Here is a 17,284-nt window from a genome sequence, read left to right as displayed (position 1 = left end):
CTGGCAGTTCATTCATCCCTCCACTCCCCGGTTGCAGGCATCGCCGGTCTCGCTGAGATAGCGTCCGCATGTTTTCCAACCGCAAGACATTCTTCCACCTCGGCGCTCTGGCGCTGCTGGGCGTGACCGGTCTCCGGGCGCAGGCTCCGTCTGCCCCCGCTCCGGCGGCTCCTGCGCCTGCTGCTGAAACTGTGCCGGACCTTCCGGCGCTGCAGGCGGCGGCGCGCGCCGTTGAAGAAAAGCTGCCCACACCGGTCGTTTTGCCGCAGACCTATTTTGATCTCACTCCCGTGCAGCGGGATCGCTGGCGGAAGTTTCTCCCGCAGACCCTGCTGAAACTCACCCGGCGTGAGCGTGTGGAGATCGTGGTGTTGGGGGATGCGATCCTCGATGGTGCCAAGGCCGAACCCGGCGTGGACCCGGTGCTAAAAAGCTTTGCAGGCGTGTTCGCTAAAAAGCTCGCGGCCCAGTTTTACTACACTGGCGGCGTGCGCGTGGTGCGGCCTGGCGGCAAATTGCGCGACAAGGAATCCAAGATCTTGGGTCCTGAGATTTTGATCCAGCCGGTGCAAACCTCCAGCATCATCTCGGCGGCCTCGGCCCTGTCCACGGTTGGCTTTCAAGGCCAGCCGGATGTCGTGCTGGTGGCGCAGGGCTTGGAAGACGGGCTGGCTGGAGTCTCTGCCACAGATGTGGCGGTCGCGTTTCGCAGTCTGCTGGACACCGCACGCGGCAAACGTCTCGAAGTCATCGTCGCCGGACCCATTCCGCAGGCGGCAGATCCTGAGGAGGCCAGTCTGGCACTCACGCGCGGCCCCTCCAGCGTGCTGCGTGAAGCCAGTGCCAGGGCGGATGTCATTTTCTCAGACCTTGGCGATTTGTCCCGCCTGCTGCAGACACCTCCCGGCACCAAAGGGGCGGATCAAATCTTCCCCGCGCTGATGCAGGAGTATCAAAGCCTTCTCAATCTCCTCCCCTCCCAAGGAGTGATGACGCCAACGACCGGCATGCACGCGGAGATGGGCCGCATCTTGTTTCAGGATGTGATGCAGGGCGCACCCGGTGTCCCATGGAAGATCAGCGCCGCCAAGGCAACGCTGGCGGGGCAGGGCCAGCTTAAGCTGGAGTTTGAACTGGCCAACACCCGTCGCGAACCCCTGGCCATGACTTTGCTGCCCCTCGTCCCCGCCGGGTTGAAACCCAAGGACACGAATCCCGAAATCCAGCTGGCTGCTGGCGCTAAACAGACGGTGAAGTTGACCTACGCCATCACCGACACCCGCCATCTGCCGCTGACCGATGGCGAAATGCGCCTGCCCGTGCTCGTGATCGCGGGCAAACAGTCGCGCATCGAGGACATCGTGGTGCCTCTGCGTCCTTTCAGCATCACTTGGAACGCGCGCGCGGCCTTCAATCAAGAAGCGGAGTTTTCGCCCGAACTCGAAATCGAAAACAGCACCGGATCCAGTCTCTCGGCATCCTGGGAGTCGAACTGGGGCGGTAAATCTCAGGAAGGCAAGATCGCTCTGGAAGCCGACGGTTCGGAGGTTCTCAAGCTGGCTCTGCCGCTGCCAGCCGATGGGCGCCTGCCTCTGCGCCGTGTGCTGCCGCTGAAGCTGGCGCTGAACTCCAATGGCGTGAGACAGATTTTCGACCGCGACATTGAAATCACCCGCAACATGGGCCTCAAAGAATCGGTGCCCCTCACTGCGGCAGATGCCCAGGAGAGTGCCGTGACTCTGCGGGCGGATGCCGACAGCATGAAGCTCTTCCTCACCCTTGATCTCACCGGTGTCAGTCTTATGGACGACTCTTCCGGCAAGGCCTTTGAACTGCTGCTGAACCTCGACGCTCGCAGCTACGGCGAAAGACAAACTCCAGGGGCCACGGCTGCACTGCGCATCACCGGCAAAGCGGCCGATGGCGATGCGACGGTCGATCCCATCGCACCTTGGGCCTTTGGCAGCGGTTATGCTGCGGTGTTCGAACCGAAAGAAATCCACGCGACACTCACCAGCTCCGCAGGCGGTGGCCGCAGGCTCACCATCACCCTGCCGAAAAGCTATCTCTACCGCCACGAATGGGCTTTGGGGAATGGCAACAGCCAGCTGGGCCTGAACGTCCGCTTCAATGGGGGCGGCCGTGGCTATTTCCTCACCCGCAGCAGGCGGCAGGGGGATGATGCAGAAAGTCTGAGCGTCTTGGAATTGACCGATAAACCAACGCAGCGCTGGACGGTGCGCGTGGAGTAGAAGAAAACAAACATGGCTGAAGAACGAGCGAGTAAAAAATTGTGGGACCGTGCAGCGTGGAAAGACGCTGGCTTTTTCCTGACCTACCTGCGTCCGCATTACAACGTCTTCATTCCGGCGCTCATCGCGCTGGCGATCACGGGCGGCATGACGATCATTTTTATCAAGGAGCTCGCCGCCGTGGCTGGGCGGGGGATCGGTGGTGCCCATGGACCGGAGTGGATGGCTGAATTGAATCACAGTGTCTGGTTTCTGGTGTCCATCGTGGCAGTGCAGGCGTTCATCGCGTTCTTTCGCATCCTGCTCTTTGCCAAGGCCTCCGAGCGTGCGCTGGCCGCCCTGCGCCTCGACACCTTCAGCCGCATCATCCGTCTGCCCATGGCCACGCTGAATCAGCGCCGTGTCGGTGAACTCGCTTCCCGCCTTGCCAACGATGTCGAGGCCATGCGCGAAACGCTGGTCGTCACGATTCCAATGCTGATCCGCCATACCGTGATGCTCTCACTCTGTCTGGTGCTGATCCTCAATATGTCGGTCAAGCTGTCGCTGTTCATGGTGGGCACCATCCCCGTGGTGATCGTGATGATCGCCATCTTCGGCTCGCGCATCCGCAAGCTGACCAAGCGCGCGCAGGACAACCTCGCCTCCTCCCAGGTCGTGGTGGATGAGAGCCTCCAGAGCATCGTCAGCGTGAAGGCCTTCCGTAACGAGGCCTATGAACTCGCGCGCTATGAAAAAAATCTCAGTGAATACCTGCGCACCGTGCTGCGTGCTGCCGTGCCTCGGGCCTCGTTCATCGCCTTCATCATCTTCGCCTTCAGCGTGGCCTTGATCCTCGTGACCTGGTTCGCCATGCGCATGCTGAACGACGGCGGCATCGGCAAGGAGGAGTTGACCCAGTTCGCCGGCCTCAGCGGCATGATCGCAGCCTCCTTCGTGCAGTTCCCAGAACTGATCACCCAGCTCCAGCGCTCACTCGGCGCCACCGAGCGCGTGCGTGAAATCCTGCGAGATCAAACCGAACCGGACGACACCGTCGGAGCCTCGAAGCTGCGCTTCAAAGGCGAGATCGACATGCACGATGTCAGCTTTGCCTATCCCACACGTCCGGAAGCCATCGTTCTGCGGGATTTCAATCTGCAGGCCAAGGCAGGCCAGCGCATCGCCCTCGTCGGTCCCAGCGGCTCCGGCAAATCCACCAGCGTGTCACTGCTCTTCCGCTTCTACGATCCGACCACCGGCGAAATCCGCATCGACGGCCAGCCGATTCGCGACATGTCCCTCACCACGCTCCGCCGCAATCTCGCCCTCGTGCCGCAGGAAGTGCTTCTGTTTGGCGGCAGCATCAAAGAAAACATCGCCTACGGCAAGCCTGAGGCCACCGAGGAGGAGATCATCAGCGCCGCGAAAAAAGCCAACGCTCACGATTTCATCGTCAGCCTCACCGAAGGTTATCAGACCCTCGTCGGAGACCGCGGCACCCAGCTTTCCGGCGGCCAGCGCCAGCGCATCGCCATTGCCCGCGCCATTCTCGCAGATCCGGCCATTCTGATCCTCGACGAAGCCACCAGCAGCCTCGATGCCGAAAGCGAACGCCTCGTGCAGGACGCCCTCGACAAGCTGATGGAAAACCGCACCAGCATCATCATCGCCCATCGCCTCAGCACCGTCCGCCGCTGCGATCAGATCCTCGTCATGTCCAGCGGCGCCATCCTCGAACGCGGCACCCACGACGAACTCGTCGCCAAGCCCGGCAGCCTCTACGGCTCCCTCGCCAAGCTGCAGCTCGAATAGCCTGAAGTACGACAGGCACTCCTGCCTGTCGGCCAGCGCTTTCCAATCATCCCAGACTCTCAAGCTCCCCACGCTCGTCAGCGCATTGAAGGCATTGCCTTCAATGCTTCCTGCTGGCGTAGCCATCCCAGCCAGTAGCAAGGGGTTGAGCGCAGCGACACCCCTTGTTTACAGAGCCATCTCGCCTCACATCCATGCATCGCGTAGCGATGCCAGCGCTCATCTCCCCACCACTCCCTGCTCCAGATCCTCCTCAACTCCTGAACACCATCGCCGGCTCCAGCTTGCTCACGCGCCAGATCCCCATCAGCGCCGCCAGCGTGCAAATCATCAGCACCACGCCCAGCACGGCAAACGGCACAAACTCCGGCATGTAAAAAGGCGGCTGCTCGTTCTTCAGCGCCGCCATCGCGAAGCCGGACGTGAAGAACAGCCCGATGCCGTACCCAATGAGGCCCACCGTAAACGCCTGCGCAATCAGCATCAGGCACAGCGTGCCATTGGAAGCACCCATCGCCTTCAGCGCACCCAGATGCCGCATGTTCTCCAGCACAAACGAGTAAAACGTCTGGCAGCTCACCGCCATCCCCACCAGCAGGCCGATGATGACCGTGGTGCCAAAGGAAATCGGAATACCGGTGTTCTTCACATACCACCACACCGTCGAGACATTGAAGTTGTCCGTCTTTTCTCCGCCACGCTGCTCCCAGAATTCGCCAAAGCCCGCTTCACGGTTCACAAACGCCTTCAGCCCTGTTTCGCGCTGAATGTCCGCCACCGCCTGGTCCAGGCTCACGCCCTCGCGTGGCGCGCAGATCACCGCCTGCAGCATCTTGCGCTGGGCAGGCACATATTGCAGCGCCCGCTCATACGTCGTCCACACATACGGACCGCCAGTGAAAGACGTCGCTGCATCCGCGATGCCCACCACCCGTGCCTCCTGGTCATTGAGCTCAAACACATCGCCCACCTTCACCTTTTCCCCGCGTTTGCGTGCCAGTCGCGTCACCCCCAGATCATCGATGATCACCGAATGCGGCAGCCTCAGTTTCATCAGGTTGCCCTCCAGCATCTTCGCCGGTGCTCCCGCCAGCGTGTTGGCATCAATGCCGATGAGCTGGATCATCTTGAAGTTCCCGTTCTCCAGCCGCACCCGCTGGATGCCCGAATAGATCGGCGCAGCCCACGCCACGCTGGCCACACTGCGCACGCGTGCCACATCCGTGTCCAGCAGCGGATTCGTCTCATTCACCTGCTCCACTTTTTCCTCCACCACCCAGATCGGTGCCGGGACGTTTTTCAGCGTCGACTTCGTCCAGTTCATCAGCCCGCAGAACACCGCCGTCTGCTGCGCCATCAAAAACGTCGCCACCGCGAGACCTGCCACCAGCATCAGGTACTTGGCCGTGTCACCAAACAGCATTTTCAGGGCAAGGCGGAGCATGGCAGGTGTTACGTGTGGGATTCGCGCCGTGGCGCAGCCATCAGCGCCCTCCGCCAAACAATCCGCCGAGTCCGCTGCTGATCACACTGGTCAGCACGCTTTGAATCTGGCTGCCGCTGGGGTTGTTGTCGTGAATGTGGCCCTGCGGCGTCAGTTTGTCGATGATCTGCGGCAGGAACTGCGTCAGCAGCGGCTGCACCGTGTGCACATGCATGCCCACTTTGCCAGCAAGCGCCTGCAGGTTTTCTTCTCCCACCGCGGCCTTCATCTGCTCGGCATTGATCGGCAGGTTCGTTCCCGTTCCGACCCAGGAGGCAAAAATCTCAGTCAGGCCCGCTTTCTCAAACTGGGCCATCATGCCGTTCAAGCCACCCGCTTCATTCAGCAGACCGGACAGCATCGCTGCGGGGTCCATTTTGGCAGAGCCGCCGAGCATGCTGCCCAGCGCGTTTTTGGCGAGTGAATCAAAGAGTCCCATAAGAGCGGCGATTGTGGGGGAGGGGATTCCAAAGTCAAGGCTGCTCCATGCGTCCTTTCGCCCCTCGGTCGTCTTCTGGCATCCGGCCAATTTGCAATTCTCAGTTTTCAGTTCCCAGTTTTCAATTCCTCATGCCCCCTCTTCACCACGTGCCAATGGGAGCGTAGCACACTTGACCTCCCACCCCCATCCGCTACTCTCTCCGCCCCCAAACCCACGAAAAACCACACAACCATGAGCCAGACCCACGAATTCCAGGCCGAAGTCAAACAAGTCCTCGATATCGTCATCCACAGCCTCTACACCGACCGCGAGATCTTCATTCGCGAGCTCGTCTCCAACGCTGCCGATGCGATGGAAAAGATGCGCCTCACCCAGCTCACGGAAAAAGAGGTCTTCGACCCCTCCGCCGCGCTGGAAGTCACCATCACCACCGATGAAGCCGCCCGCACCCTCACCATAGCTGATCACGGCATCGGCATGACCCGCGCAGAGCTCGTCGAAAACCTCGGCACCATCGCCCACTCCGGCTCCAAGGCCTTTGCCGCTGCTCTGAAGAACGCCGGCAAACAAAACGACGCCTCCCTCATCGGCCAGTTCGGCGTCGGCTTCTACTCCGCCTTCATGGTCGCCGACAAAGTCGAAGTCCACACCCACTCCTGGCGCAATGACGGCGAGCACCTCGTCTGGACCAGCGATGGCAGCACCAGCTACACCATCGACGAATCCACCGAAGAAGCCCGTGGCTGCAAAATCGTGCTGCACCTCAAGGAAGACGCCGCCGAGTTCGCCACGAAACACCGTGTGAAGCAGATCCTGGAGAAATACTCCAACTTCGTCACCTTCCCCGTCATCCTCGACACCGAGCGAGTGAACACCGTTGAAGCCCTCTGGCTCAAGTCCAAGGACAGCATCACCGAAGAGCAGTACACCGAGTTCTACCGCTTCGCCGCTCACGCCTTTGATGACCCCAGCTACCGCCTCCATTTCCAGGCCGAGTCCCCCATCGCCATCAATGCGCTGCTCTTCACCCCCACGCAGAACATGGAAGCCTACGGAATGGGCCAGATGGAGCCCAACGTCGGCCTCTACTGCAAAAAAGTCCTCATCGATCCAAAGCCCAAAAAGCTCCTCCCCGAATGGATGCGCTTCGTTCGCGGCGTCATCGACAGCGAAGACCTGCCGCTGAACATCTCCCGCGAGTCCATGCAGGACAGCGCTCTCGTCCGCAAGCTCGGTGACGTCGTCGCCAAGCGCCTCCTCAAGCATCTCGACAAAGAAGCCGTCGAAGATCCGAAGAAGTACAACGAGTTCTACTCCAGCTTCAGCCGCTTCTTCAAGGAAGGCATCGCCACCGATCACACCAATCGCGACGCCATCGCCAAGCTCCTCCGCTTTGAATCCAGCATGACTGAGCCCGGCGAGACCGTCAGCCTCACCGAGTACGTGAAGCGCATGAAGGAAGACCAGAAGGAGATCTACTACCAGGTTTCCACCTCCCGCAGCACCATCGAAAGCGGCCCCTACGTCGCCGCCTTCAAGGCCAAGGGCTTTGAAGTCCTCTACATGTTTGAGCACATCGACGAGTACGTCATCTCCAGCCTCAGCAAGTTCGAAGACAAAGACCTCAAGTCCGTCAACGCCCCCGACATCGATCTTGGTGACGACACCAGCGAAGGCGAAGCCCTCCCCGAAGCAGACGCCACCTCCCTCTGCGACTGGATCAAAGAACGCCTCGCCACCCAGGTCGAAACCGTCCGCACCGGCAAGCGCCTCGTCGGCAGCCCCGCCCTCGTCCTCACCCCCGAAGGCGAGATGAGCCCGCAGATCCGCCAGATGATGAAGGCCATGGGCAAAGACGGCGACATGCCCGGCTCGAAGGTCATCTTCGAAATCAATCCGCGCCATCAGCTCGTCCGCAATCTCTCCGCCCTCCGCGAGAAGGACCCCGAAACCGCCGGCCTCATCACCGAGCAAATCCTGGACAACGCCCTCCTCTCCGCCGGCCTCCTCGACGAGCCCCAGCGCATCATCGAGCGCACCCAGAAGCTTATGGAAAAGCTCTCCGCATAAAAGAGGTCGTCAGCCCGCCGCCAAACTCATCACCTCGTCGCGCAGCCGCAGCTCCTATTTGGACTGCGGTTGCGCAGTGAGGAACGAACGCAGCTACCGCTTTCGACATGCCTGATGGCTCGCACGTGCCATGGAATGCTCGAAAGCGGGAGCCTGTGATCGTCCGCTAGCCAAGCGATCTCACGCACACCATGTCACGGTCGAAAGCAGCAGCTAATCGCATCCGCACTCCAAATGCCTTGTGTCATGCTCAAGATCCTTTTGGATTGCGCCGAAACATCCGCATAGGTGCGATGAACACAGAACTGCCTGCGCCTCTGTTTTTTCAAACCTCTGTGTTCATCGTGCCTCTGCGGTAAAAATTCCGCGCCTCTGTCTTCCAAAAAAACACCATAATCATGCGCGCAGAAAAGCAGTGGTCGCCAAACTCATCACCTCATCGCGCAACCGCAGCTCCTATTCGGACTGCGGTTGCGAAGTGAGGAACGAACGCAGCCACCGCTTTCGACATGCCTGATGGCTCGCACGTGCCATGGAATGCTCGAAAGCGGGAGCCTGTGATCGTCCGCTAGCCAAGCGATCTCACGCACACCAAGTGAGGCTCGAAAGCGGCAGCTTCGCGTGCCGCACTCCAAATGTCATGTGTCATGCTCACGACTCTTTTGGATTGCGCTGAAACATCCGCATAGGTGCGATGAACACAGAACTGCCTGCGCCTCTGTTTTTTCAAACCTCGGTGTTCATCGTGCCTTTGTGGTGAAAATTCCGCGCCTCTGTCTTCCAAAAAAAACGCCATAATCACCCCCGTAGCAAACCTCCGCTTGCACCTTCGCGCCCTTCCGCCTTCATGCCCGCATGATCGCTTTCCTTCGCGGCCTCCTCGCCGAAGCCCTCCCGCACCGCGCCACCATTGACGTCAACGGCGTGGGCTACCTCGTCCTCATCCCCCTCACCACCTTCGACAAACTCCCGCAGCCCGGTGAAAAAGTGCAGCTCCTCACCCACTACCACGTCACCGACCGCGACCACACCCTCTTCGGCTTCATCACTTCAGACGAGCGCGATCTCTTCCGCCTCCTCATGGACCGCGTCTCCGGCATCGGCCCCAAGATGGCCCTCAGCGTCCTCAGCGGCATGCCCGTCGCCGCCTTCAAAGACGCCGTCATCAGCGGCGATGTAAAGGCCCTCTCCCGCATCAAAGGCGTCGGCGGCAAGACCGCCGAACGCATCGTACTCGAACTCAAGGACAAAGTCGGTGTCGTCGATGCCTGGCAGGCCTCTCGCACCGCCAAAGGCGCCCACGACCCCAAACAGGAAGCCCAAACCGACGCCGTCCTCGGCCTCATCGCCCTCGGCTACAAACAATCCGAAGCCATCAAAGCCGTCAACGACCTCGCCAAAAACCCCGGCATGGACACCGCCGACAAACTCATCCGCGAAGCCCTCCGCAGCATGAACTAAATCAAGGTGACGGGGTCTCCCGACCCCGTCTTTTCTGAAGATCGGACCGTGTAGCGCGCTCCAATCCTTGAAATGCAGACGGGGTTAGGAGGCCCCGTCACCATTGGAGATGGGCACCTCGCCACCCTGGGGTCACTTCAAACTCTTGATATACAAAATCAGACTCTCAATCTGCGAGTCATTGAGAATGCCATTGTAGATCGGCATCCCCGTATCAAACTTTTCAAACCCCTTCACGACCTTCGCACTCGGATTCGTGATCGACTCACGCAGATACGCCTCATCCGCTTTAAACTTGCCCTTCTGCCCCTTGGCAATCTCGCGCTCGCTGCCAAACAATCCCTTCCAGCTTGGCCCCACCTTGCCCACCAGCGTCCCATCCGTGCTGTGGCACGCCATGCAGCCATACATCTGATACAGCCGCTCGCCTTCCTCCGCCGTAGCCTTCACCGTGGCCACTGCTGCCGCTTTGCGCGGCGTCAGATCCACCTTCAGATTCTCATCAAAGCCTTCCTTCTTCGCATCAAACTTCATGAGCTCCCACGGAGAAAAGTACGCCGTGTTCTCCGCCTTGTCACCGTCCACGCTCTTCAGCCCCCAGCCGATGCGCATCTGGTGCACACCCGCCTTCATGTCAGGAAAGCCCACCAGCACGCTCATCTCATCCTTGCTCAGGTAAGCGCTGCTCGCCGTCATCCATTCCTGCCCGCTGCTGCCATCCAGCTTCAAATGCGGCGAACCATAATCAAAGGTGCGTTTGTAGTTCCAGCGCTCAGCATTGAAGCTGTCCGGATCAGTCGCCAGCTTCGCATCCAGCTTCGCATTGAACTTCAGCAGCAGCCCCTTGTCCGTCGGCGTCACTTCCTTGAGCAGCACCCGCGGCTTGTCCGTGTAGCGCACTCGCGCAAAGCCGCTGATCTTTTTCACCACCGTGCCCCACACCTGGAAGCCCACCACATAGAGCTGCCCGTCCGCCGGATTCACCACCGCATTCAGCGTCGGGAAATCAAAGTTCCGGTTAAAGCTCACCACCGCCGCCTGCGGCTTTTCAAAATGCGAGTTCATCAGCACGCGGAACAGCTCCGGCCGGTTGTAGCCGATGTGGATCAGTTCCCCATTCACCGGTCCCATCTTCGCGCCGATGAGCCACGTCTGCGTCACCCCGCTCGGATTCACCGGGTGCGGCAGCCACGTCAGCGGCTCCGTGATCGTCTCCGGATACTTCTCCTTCGGCGCGATCGTCGGCAGATGTCCGTAGAAGTGATGATCCGAAATAATGTGCAGCGGCGTGGACGGCACATAGTTGCCCTGCTGGTCACTCGCCGTCACCAGCCCCGTCTTCGGGTTCACCCCAATGAACGGCTGCCGCAGACCATACCCAATCACCTCCATCGACTTCCCATCCGCCGCGATCTTGATCACCGTCCCATTATGCTTCCCATAAGTCGTCCCCTCCTGCCCGCCCTTCGAAATATACAGCTCCCCCTTCGGCCCCAGCTTCATCGAATTCGGAAACTCCCGCGTCTCCGCCGTCTGCGCAAAGAGATTGCAGAACATCTCATATCGGTCGCACTCCTGGTCCCCATTCGTGTCCACCAGCTTCCAAATCCCATTCCGATCAAAAACGAGGATGTCGCTACCGCGCACCACAAGGCTCATCGGCTCATGCAGCCCGCTCGCAAACCTCTTCCACGTCACCTTCTCCAAATCCCCCTTCAGTCCCGAGATCAGCCACACATCCCCATCAAACGTCACTCCCGCCGCATCCCCCTGGTCGTTCAAAAACGCCACATCCGCCAGCCTCACATTCCTCTTCCACGGATTGTCCAAAGGCAGGGGAATCTCATCGATGACATAAGCGTCCGGTTTGGTGGAGAGGGTTGCTTTTGGGGACTGCAAAGGCAAACTGTGTAGAGAAAAAGGTTCATTAATGGTTCCTCCTCCGCCGAAGCTTTCTGAACTGTTTGGGGTGAAATTGAGATCGATAATAATCTCAAATGGCTTGTCTGATGGGGGCAAACGCAGCCATTGAACTCCTTCAGAGTTTTGCATTTCCAAAGTCTCGTGTCGATCACCTCCAGGAGGCGTCGGCTTGATTGCTGTCAGGTGATTTGAGGGAAGGCAGGTGCCGCCAATCACCAAAAGCTCGCTTTTATGAGGCGCGACACGAATGGAACGGGTTAGACTTAGACTTTGGATTTCCCCAAGCACCACACCAGATCCAATTCTTTCTGAAACGGGTGTGCCGTCGATCAAATAATCTAGAAACCAACTTCCTGTCTTCCCTTCCTCAGTCATGTGCGTGTAGGAGAAATGGATGTCCTTGAACTGCGCGTTTGCCACCGGTCCTCTCCCCACCTCCTCCGGACTCGCTGTCGGCTCACGCGGATCCACAAAGCTCGGCTTCTCCCCCACCTGCCACCCAGGATAAATCCCGTTCGCCAGCCACACCTTGCCAATCGGCTTCGGCAGATACTCCTGCCCGTCCTTCGTCTTCTGTCCCGCCACATGGTAGGACCCCGGAGCCAGCGCGTCCGCACTCACCGGCGGCTTCCCAGCCTCGCCCTCCCAGATGCACGCGATGCGCAGCAAATCCGTGTCAAAGCACGCCCACAGATTGTGCCCCAGATTCAAAACGATCCCCCGCGGCGTCAGATTGTCCTTCGGAAAACCCTCACCCACCTCGCGCGCATCCAGCACACTGCTAAAAAACGGAAAATCCTTCTCCACAAAATCCCCCCACGGCGAAGGCGTGGTCGGAGCCTCCACTGCCTTGGGCTTCGCAGGTTTGTCCGCAGCGAGCGAGCAGGTGGCAAGAGACAGGAATGCGAGGAACGAGCAAAACTTCATGGGAAGCACAGAACAGGCGCCGCGCGCCCGATCTGTCAATCATGTACGCCCTGCCAAAAGTACGATGGGCATTGCCGCCTCACTGCGTTCGCCCTGCGGGCAGCCTGCGGCTGGCTATCTGCGCTGCGCTCCGGTTCCTGCCCGTCGACCAGCGCTCACACAGTTCCCATCACCTAGGCCTAACCACAAACCGACCGACAACAGCGCCAGCAAAGCAGCCCAGTTGCGCCGCAACTGGAGCTCTCCGCCATCCCTCCGTCTACTCAATCCTCACCGCCGCACACACCATCTCTAGCACCCGGTTCAGCGAAGCGGCACCGCTGCCTTCCATAAACGCATTTCCCGGAATCGGCTGCCAGTTGTCGCGATCATGCTTCTGCTCCGGCTGCGGGATCCGCGTCAGCGTCGGGTCATACTGCCCGTCCTTGCCACCCAGCTTGTAAATCACCAGATCCAGCGACGGCACCACATAGAGACAAAAACCACCCGCGCCCGATTTCCAAAACGCATCTTTCGGCGCACCCGCCACATGCCCGTCCGCGTTGTGCTCAAACTGCAGCGAGAACGGCGTGTGCGGATTGTACGGGCTCCACGTCTGGCACTTCTTGATGTAATCCGCCGGCACAAGTTGCTGGTCCTTCCACTTACCACCATGCGCCAGGCAGTAGCCCATGCGCACTGCATCCGTCGCATGCAGCGCCGTGCTGCCCGCGCCATTCGCGTGCGGCATCACGTAGTCACCCCGGTGCAGGCAGTAGTCCCACGCACCCCAGCCCTGCGGCTTCGCCAGCCGCGCATCAATGTAATCCTTCAGCTCCATGCCAGTCACATGGCGCAGCACGATGCTCGCGATGTGCGGGGAAGGGGATGAATACGAATACCCGGCCCCCGGATTCGTCCACAGCGGCACATTGAGCGATGACTTGTCCAGATCCTTGATGTTCTGCCCCGGCACCGGTTTCAGCTGCTGCGCTTTCGGATCACCTTTCACATACCCCGTCGGCGTCTGCCCTTCACCCCAGTAGCCGCCGGTCATGCATAGCAGCTGCCCCAGCGTGATCTCCGCCTTGCGCGGATCATTCAGCGGAAAAGCCTCCGGCAGATACTTCTCAGTGAAGACCTTCGTGTCCAGCCCCTCGGGGATCTTGTCCTTGAACTCATTCAGCATGATCCCGCACGCGATGCTGCAAAAAGCCTTCCCCGTGGAGGCCATGTCCGGATTGCTGTTGCGGCTCGCACGACCGAAGTACTTCTCGAATACCAGATACCCCTTGTGCACCACCACGAGGCCCCCGTTTCCCGTGGAGCGCTCCGTCATCACATACGCCGGCTCCAGCTTCACCAGATCCATGCCCCCCAGCTCGTGGCATTCCTTCTCACCCTTCGCCTCGCGCCAGCCGCCTTCACTGTCCGGCGGCGGGAAATAAACATCAGCAGCCTGCAGCGCGGCAGTGGCGAAAACGAGTGCGGTCAGAAGTCGAAAGCTCATGGTCCATCACCATGAAATGCCCCGCGTCATCTGGCCAGCTTCATTTTGCCCTCGCTCAAAAACTCCTGCGCACACCAATCAGGACACCCAGCGCATTCAGCCCCGGATTCGGATCCGTCTGCCCTCCGTTGGACATATGCTGAAACATCGCACTCGCATTCACAGACCACTTTTCCGTAAGCGTGTGCGAGATGCCGAGCTGGCTGTACCAGTTCAAAGTAAAGTCCTGCCCCTGGCCGCCGGGCGCACTCTGCGCATCAATCCAGCCCACCCCGCCACCTGCAGAGCCAAAGACATTCCACGTCGCGCTCGGGTTCCACCATTCGATGACACCACCACCGGACAGCCCGAGGTAGCGGTTCTCAGACCCCGTCTCGATGTAATTTGCCATCGCTGAAAACTTCTGCCTCACAACCAGGGCGGAGCCATTGCGAAAATGAAATCCAAACCACTCCGGCGTGCGCCAGGAAACGATGAACGGGATGATGCGATAGTTAAAGGTGGTGTCTCCGCCGACCTTCCACAGCATGCCCGTCTCAAATTCAATGGCACCTTTGTCCCAAGGTTTGAGCTCCACAGGTATCATAGGGGTCTTGGAGAAGCCCGTTGTAGAGACCATCAGCGCGCAGGCAAGGCAGGAAAGAAATCGAATCATCCTTAAATCTAAGCCCTTCCCGACACATTTTCCAGCGAGGAGTTATTTGCCACTGCCCCGTCGCGCTTCATATCTAGCCCCTCCATGCCCGCTCAACCTGCCTACGATCTCCTCTCCCTCGGTGAAGTCCTCCTGCGCCTCGATCCCGGTGAGGGACGCGTGCGCACCTCACGCCAGTTCACCGCCTGGGAGGGCGGCGGCGAGTACAATGTGGCCCGCGGCGCCCGCCGCTGCTTCGGCCTCCGCTCTGGAATTCTGACCGCCTTTGCCGACAACGAAATCGGCCGCCTCATTGAAGACCTCATCCTCCAGGGCGGCGTGGACACCTCCCTCATCAAATGGGTGCCCTATGACGGCATGGGCAAGCGCGTCCGCAATCCCATCAACTTCACCGAGCGCGGCTTCGGCGTGCGCGGTGCCAAGGGCAGCGTCGATCGCGGTCACAGCGCCGCCTCACAGATCAAGCCCGGCGACTTCGATTTCGATCACCTCTTCGGCACCCTCGGCTGCAAATGGCTGCACACCGGCGGCATCTTCGCCGGCCTCTCCGAATCCACCGCCGAGATCACCATCCAGGCCTGCGAAGCCGCCAAAAAACACGGCGTCACCGTCAGCTACGATCTCAACTACCGCCCCTCCCTCTGGCAGGAGCGCGGCGGCTTCGCCGGGTCGCAGGCGCTGAACCGTCAGCTCGCCCCCTACGTCAATGTCATGATCGGCGTCCTCAGCGATGAGCCTCCCGTCTCCTCCACCACTCCCACGGATCCCACCGACATCTTCGCCGCCGAAGACGCCAAGCTGCGCCCCATGATGTTAAAGCTCGCCGCGCAGTATCCAAATCTTCACACCATCGCCGCCACTCTCCGCCGCGTGCACACCGCCAACGTCAATGACTGGGGCGCTCTCTGCTGGCACAAAGGCAGCTTCCACCGCAGCCGCAACTACCCCCGCTTTGACATCCTCGACCGCATCGGCGCGGGCGACAGCTTCGTCGCTGGCCTCATCCACGGTCTCCTCGTGGAAAACGATGCCCAAAAAGCCGTCGACTACGGCGCTGCCCACGGCGCCCTCGCCATGACCACCCCCGGAGACACCAGCATGGCCACCTTCCCCGAAGTCCAAAAACTCGCCGAAGGCGGAGACGCCAAAGTGCAGCGCTGATGAAAGTGTGATCATTCGCTGGGTATCTGTCTGACACCACGGCTCCACCTCCGGCCAATTTGAAATTCTCAGTTTTCAGTTCTCAGTTTACAATCCTCCCCGCCGCCGACTGCGCGCTAGATGCCAGACTAAATTGAGTGTCAGTCATGCATGGAGCATTCGGACTACATTCGTCATTTTCGTCCCTTGCCTCTTCCCTCCATCGTTCCCTATTCCTCGCCCCCGCTCCTTCCCTGAATGGCCTCCACTTCCTTCACTCCTCCCCACGTTTACGAGCAGCCCTTTCCGGCCTTCGACATCAACGCCATCGAAACCCCCGCCTACGTGGTGGACGTCGCGCTGCTGCGGAAGAACATGGAAAAGCTCGCCCATGTGCAGAGTGAATCCGGTGCCCGCGTGCTCCTCGCGTTGAAGGGGTTCTCCATGTTCAGCGTGTTCCCCATCATGCGCGAATACCTCAGCGGCTGCTGCGCCAGCGGCTTGAATGAAGCGCTCTTGGCTCAGGAATTCGGCAAGGAAGTCCACGTCTATTCCCCCGCCTTCAAACCGCAGGAGATGGAGCAGATCATCCCCATCTCGCATCATCTCAGCTTCAATTCCCTCGCACAGTTTCGGAAGTTCAAGCCCATGCTGGATGCCGCCAAAGCCGCCACCGGCCACGCGCCCAGCCCCGGCATCCGCGTGAACCCCGAGCACTCCGAAGTCGAAGTCTCCCTCTACGATCCCTGCTCCCCCGGCTGCCGCCTCGGCATTCGCTCAGACCTCCTCGAAGACGAAGACCTCACCGGCATCGAAGGCCTCCACTTCCACGCCCTCTGCGAACAGGACAGCGATGTCCTTGAGCGCACCGTCGCCGCCGTCGAACAACGCTTCCCCCGCCTCCTTGAGCAGGTGCAGTGGGTCAACATGGGCGGCGGCCACCACATCACCCGCAAAGACTACGATGTGGACCTTCTCATCCGCGTCCTCCGCACCTTTCGCGAGAAGTGGGGCAAGGACGTTTACATCGAGCCAGGCGAAGCCGCAGGCCTGAACACCGGCTACCTCATCGCCGAAGTCCAGGACATCATCGAAGCCCCCACACCCACCGCCATCCTCGACATCTCCGCCACCGCCCACATGCCGGACACCCTCGAGATGCCCTACCGCCCCCACATCTTCGGCGCCGGCCTCTCCGGAGAGCACCCCTACGAGTACAAAATGGGCGGCACCTCCTGCCTCGCCGGCGATGTCCTCAGCGGCTTCTCCTTCCCCGAGCCCCTCCGCATCGGCCAGCGCCTCGTCTTTGCAGACATGGCACATTATACCATGGTGAAAACCACCACCTTCAACGGCGTCCCCCATCCCGACATCGCCATCTACGATCCCGCCACAAAGGAATACCGCGTCGTCCGCAAATTCGGCTACCCCGACTTCCGCAACAAGCTCTCGTAGAGCTGGATAAAAGTACTGCCGAGCCTTTAGCTCGCTCTGGAAGCGCCGCACCTCCATCGCTCCGCAATCCACAGCACACGCATTGTAGTTCCGGCTTTAGCCGGTCTGGTCGCGTTACCCAGCGCCTGCTGCAGCAGGTGCTGTAAATTCTTCCGAAACTCATTCTCGGAAAGCGCGCGAGGAGATGCTCTCC

11 protein-coding genes are annotated in these 17,284 nt (G+C 60.1%); 6 read left to right on the top strand and 5 right to left on the bottom strand.

Translation table 11 applies throughout. The features are described from left to right. The first annotated feature begins 68 nt into the window (after positions 1-68). Positions 69-2,252, top strand: a complete 2,184-nt coding sequence (locus tag AC24GY_RS19655; RefSeq protein ID WP_487686589.1) for an SGNH/GDSL hydrolase family protein — start codon at positions 69-71, stop codon at positions 2,250-2,252. Positions 2,253-2,264: 12 nt separating this feature from the next. After that, complete coding sequence (locus tag AC24GY_RS19650; RefSeq protein ID WP_487686588.1) at positions 2,265-4,046, top strand: ABC transporter ATP-binding protein; 1,782 nt, start codon at positions 2,265-2,267, stop codon at positions 4,044-4,046. Positions 4,047-4,299: 253 nt separating this feature from the next. Here the strand turns inward: AC24GY_RS19650 and AC24GY_RS19645 are convergent, their stop codons facing one another. Both AC24GY_RS19645 and AC24GY_RS19640 read right to left on the bottom strand, forming a co-directional pair. After that, positions 4,300-5,490, bottom strand: coding sequence for an ABC transporter permease (locus AC24GY_RS19645; RefSeq protein WP_487686587.1), 1,191 nt, complete (start codon positions 5,488-5,490; stop codon positions 4,300-4,302). 40 nt (positions 5,491-5,530) lie between these two features. Next, the gene (locus tag AC24GY_RS19640; protein WP_422315080.1) at positions 5,531-6,058 is read right to left on the bottom strand and encodes a YidB family protein; all 528 of its coding nucleotides are present in this window, start codon (positions 6,056-6,058) and stop codon (positions 5,531-5,533) included. Positions 6,059-6,202: 144 nt separating this feature from the next. On the opposite strand from AC24GY_RS19640, the gene htpG reads away from it, so the two are divergent. Beyond that, positions 6,203-8,041: a molecular chaperone HtpG gene (gene htpG, locus AC24GY_RS19635; protein ID WP_487686586.1), complete on the top strand. Its 1,839-nt coding sequence runs from the start codon at positions 6,203-6,205 to the stop codon at positions 8,039-8,041. An 855-nt stretch (positions 8,042-8,896) separates the two neighbouring features. Continuing rightward, positions 8,897-9,502 carry a Holliday junction branch migration protein RuvA gene (ruvA, locus tag AC24GY_RS19630; RefSeq protein ID WP_487686585.1) on the top strand — a complete coding sequence of 202 codons (606 nt, stop codon included), beginning with the start codon at positions 8,897-8,899 and terminating at the stop codon, positions 9,500-9,502. A 132-nt stretch (positions 9,503-9,634) separates the two neighbouring features. Here the strand turns inward: ruvA and AC24GY_RS19625 are convergent, their stop codons facing one another. The 3 genes from AC24GY_RS19625 to AC24GY_RS19615 form a co-directional block, all read right to left on the bottom strand. Then, positions 9,635-12,352: a DUF6797 domain-containing protein gene (locus tag AC24GY_RS19625; RefSeq protein ID WP_487686584.1), complete on the bottom strand. Its 2,718-nt coding sequence runs from the start codon at positions 12,350-12,352 to the stop codon at positions 9,635-9,637. A gap of 259 nt (positions 12,353-12,611) precedes the next feature. Continuing rightward, positions 12,612-13,841, bottom strand: a complete 1,230-nt coding sequence (locus tag AC24GY_RS19620) for a serine hydrolase domain-containing protein (RefSeq protein WP_487686583.1) — start codon at positions 13,839-13,841, stop codon at positions 12,612-12,614. Between the two features lie 55 nt (positions 13,842-13,896). Further along, complete coding sequence (locus AC24GY_RS19615; RefSeq protein ID WP_487686582.1) at positions 13,897-14,496, bottom strand: acyloxyacyl hydrolase; 600 nt, start codon at positions 14,494-14,496, stop codon at positions 13,897-13,899. 84 nt (positions 14,497-14,580) lie between these two features. On the opposite strand from AC24GY_RS19615, the gene AC24GY_RS19610 reads away from it, so the two are divergent. Together AC24GY_RS19610 and nspC are read left to right on the top strand one after the other, a co-directional pair. Next, complete coding sequence (locus AC24GY_RS19610) at positions 14,581-15,657, top strand: sugar kinase (protein WP_487686581.1); 1,077 nt, start codon at positions 14,581-14,583, stop codon at positions 15,655-15,657. A 237-nt stretch (positions 15,658-15,894) separates the two neighbouring features. After that, entirely contained in the window at positions 15,895-17,091 is a 1,197-nt protein-coding gene (gene nspC / locus AC24GY_RS19605) for a carboxynorspermidine decarboxylase (protein ID WP_487686580.1), read from the top strand. Positions 17,092-17,284 lie beyond the last annotated feature (193 nt).

The organism is Prosthecobacter sp. Pr1 (assembly GCF_057652315.1).
Note: the sequence above shows the minus strand (reverse complement) of the source record. Positions and strands in the feature narration are given on the sequence as shown.

What these genes read in the sequence shown, in the direction of transcription:
- ruvA (WP_487686585.1), top strand. Translation starts at nt 8,897, where the DNA reads ATGATCGCTTTCCTTCGCGGCCTCCTCGCCGAAGCCCTCCCGCACCGC.
- AC24GY_RS19620 (WP_487686583.1), bottom strand. Translation starts at nt 13,841, where the DNA reads ATGAGCTTTCGACTTCTGACCGCACTCGTTTTCGCCACTGCCGCGCTG.
- AC24GY_RS19615 (WP_487686582.1), bottom strand. Translation starts at nt 14,496, where the DNA reads ATGATTCGATTTCTTTCCTGCCTTGCCTGCGCGCTGATGGTCTCTACA.
- AC24GY_RS19625 (WP_487686584.1), bottom strand. Translation starts at nt 12,352, where the DNA reads ATGAAGTTTTGCTCGTTCCTCGCATTCCTGTCTCTTGCCACCTGCTCG.
- AC24GY_RS19650 (WP_487686588.1), top strand. Translation starts at nt 2,265, where the DNA reads ATGGCTGAAGAACGAGCGAGTAAAAAATTGTGGGACCGTGCAGCGTGG.
- AC24GY_RS19645 (WP_487686587.1), bottom strand. Translation starts at nt 5,490, where the DNA reads ATGCTCCGCCTTGCCCTGAAAATGCTGTTTGGTGACACGGCCAAGTAC.
- nspC (WP_487686580.1), top strand. Translation starts at nt 15,895, where the DNA reads ATGGCCTCCACTTCCTTCACTCCTCCCCACGTTTACGAGCAGCCCTTT.
- htpG (WP_487686586.1), top strand. Translation starts at nt 6,203, where the DNA reads ATGAGCCAGACCCACGAATTCCAGGCCGAAGTCAAACAAGTCCTCGAT.
- AC24GY_RS19655 (WP_487686589.1), top strand. Translation starts at nt 69, where the DNA reads ATGTTTTCCAACCGCAAGACATTCTTCCACCTCGGCGCTCTGGCGCTG.
- AC24GY_RS19610 (WP_487686581.1), top strand. Translation starts at nt 14,581, where the DNA reads ATGCCCGCTCAACCTGCCTACGATCTCCTCTCCCTCGGTGAAGTCCTC.